This is a genomic window from Nonomuraea sp. NPDC049141, assembly GCF_040648415.1.
Taxonomy (GTDB): domain Bacteria; phylum Actinomycetota; class Actinomycetes; order Streptosporangiales; family Streptosporangiaceae; genus Nonomuraea.
The window spans coordinates 1-2,305 of the sequence record NZ_JBEZDR010000137.1 but is presented as its reverse complement, the minus strand read 5'-3'; the positions used below and the strand labels follow the sequence as shown (position 1 = coordinate 2,305).

General features: G+C 68.3%; 2 protein-coding genes. Both read left to right on the top strand.

Annotated features, from left to right (window positions below):
• Positions 1-217: 217 nt before the first annotated feature.
• The gene (locus AB0B91_RS65195) at positions 218-1,024 is read left to right on the top strand and encodes a hypothetical protein (RefSeq protein WP_088998509.1); all 807 of its coding nucleotides are present in this window, start codon (positions 218-220) and stop codon (positions 1,022-1,024) included.
• 12 nt (positions 1,025-1,036) lie between these two features.
• A partial coding sequence (locus tag AB0B91_RS65190; protein ID WP_358343036.1) for a fumarate reductase/succinate dehydrogenase flavoprotein subunit occupies positions 1,037-2,305 on the top strand: 1,269 nt, incomplete at its 3' end.

Below are 2,305 nucleotides of genomic sequence, written 5' to 3'. Positions count from 1 at the left end.
TCATCGTGCGGGGCTTTCCACCGGCCGGGACACACGGGACACTGCCTTGCGCGGACGGCTCGCGAAGATCGGCGTAACGTGTGTCACTTAGCTGCGCCGTATCGCCGGCGCGGTCGTTGGTGTGCGCATGACGTGGCAGGCGGGTGCGGGTTCGCCGGTCCGCGTGCCGACCGGAACTTGATCCGCCCGTGAGGGTCCTGTCAGGGAGACGACTCTAATGACATCAACGGCAACGAGGCCGCGGGGAGCGCGGGCGCGCGCCGCCATCGCGGCGAAGACGTTGCGTACCGACCGCTGGTGGCTCGCCCCGCTGATCACCGTGATCGGGCTCGGCGCGTGGGTGGCGTACGCGACGGTCCGGGTCTTCATGCACAAGTGGTACTGGGTCGAGGACTACCACTACCTCACCCCGTTCTACTCCCCCTGCGTGACCGACCGGTGCCTGCCGGAGGCCGCACACTTCGGACGGTTCCTGCCCGACTGGTGGATCATCCCGGACGCCGCGCTGACGCTGCCGTTCCTGCTGCTGTTCCGGCTCACCTGCTACTACTACCGCAAGGCCTACTACCGGTCGTTCTGGCTGTCGCCGCCCGCCTGCGCGGTCCCCGACGGGCACAAGTCCTACAGCGGCGAGACCCGCTTCCCGCTGCTGGGCCAGAACCTGCACCGCTACTTCTTCTACGCCGCCGCGATCATCTCGCTGATCAACACCTGGGACGCGATCCTGGCCTTCCGCTCCCCCGAGGGCTTCGGGTTCGGGCTGGGCAATATCATCCTGCTCGGCAACGTGGTGATGCTGTGGGCGTACACGATCTCCTGCCACTCGTGCCGGCACATCATCGGCGGGCGGCTGAAGCACTTCTCCAAGCACCCGGTGCGCTACCGGGCCTGGACCTTCATCTCCGTCCTGAACGTCCGGCACATGCAGCTCGCCTGGATCACCCTCGGCACGCTGGCCCTGACGGACTTCTACGTCATGGCGGTCGCGGCCGGCTGGTTCAACGACCTGCGGTTCATCAACTAGAGGGCCCCTGACATGACGAACACAACGCGAATCGAACGACACCACTACGACGTCGTCGTGATCGGGGCCGGCGGTGCCGGCCTGCGCGCAGCGATCGAGGCCCGCCTCGCCGGCAAGAAGACCGCGATCATCTCCAAGTCGCTCTTCGGCAAGGCGCACACGGTGATGGCCGAGGGCGGCGCCGCCGCCGCGATGGGGAACGTGAACAGCCGGGACAACTGGCAGGTGCACTTCCGCGACACGATGCGCGGCGGCAAGTTCCTCAACAACTTCCGGATGGCCGAGCTGCACGCGAAGGAGTCGCCGCAGCGGATCTGGGAGCTGGAGACGTACGGTGCGCTCTTCGACCGCACCAAGGACGGGAAGATCTCGCAGCGCAACTTCGGTGGCCACGAGTACCCCCGCCTCGCGCACGTCGGCGACCGGACCGGCCTGGAGCTGATCCGCACCCTCCAGCAGAAGATCGTGTCGCTGCAGCAGGAGGACAAGCGCGACCACGGCTCGTACGACGCCCGGATCAAGGTCTTCGCCGAGACCACGATCACCGAGCTGCTGCTCGACGGCGACCGGGTCGCGGGCGCGTTCGGCTACTACCGGGAGTCCGGCGAGTTCGTCCTGTTCGAGGCTCCCGCCGTGGTGCTGGCGACCGGCGGCGTCGGCCGCTCCTACAAGGTCACCTCGAACTCCTGGGAGTACACGGGCGACGGGCACGCGCTCGCCCTGCGCGCCGGCGCGACGCTGATCAACATGGAGTTCCTCCAGTTCCACCCGACCGGCATGGTCTGGCCGCCGTCGGTGAAGGGCATCCTCGTCACCGAGTCGGTACGCGGCGACGGCGGCGTGCTCAAGAACTCCGACGGCAAGCGGTTCATGTTCGACTACGTCCCCGACGTCTTCCGCAAGCAGTACGCGGAGACCGAGGAGGAGGCGGACCGCTGGTACACCGACCCGGACAACAACCGGCGTCCGCCGGAGCTGCTGCCGCGCGACGAGGTGGCCCGGGCGATCAACAGCGAGGTGAAGGCCGGGCGGGGCACGCCGGCCGGCGGCGTCTACCTGGACATCGCCTCCCGCAAGCCGGCGGAGGAGATCCGCCGCCGCCTGCCGTCGATGTACCACCAGTTCAAGGAGCTGGCCGACGTCGACATCACCAAGGAGCCGATGGAGGTCGGGCCCACCTGTCACTACGTGATGGGCGGCGTCGAGGTCGACCCGGACAGCGGGGCCGCGTTCGGCCACGTGCGGGGGCTCTTCGCCGCGGGCGAGGTGTCCGGCGGCATG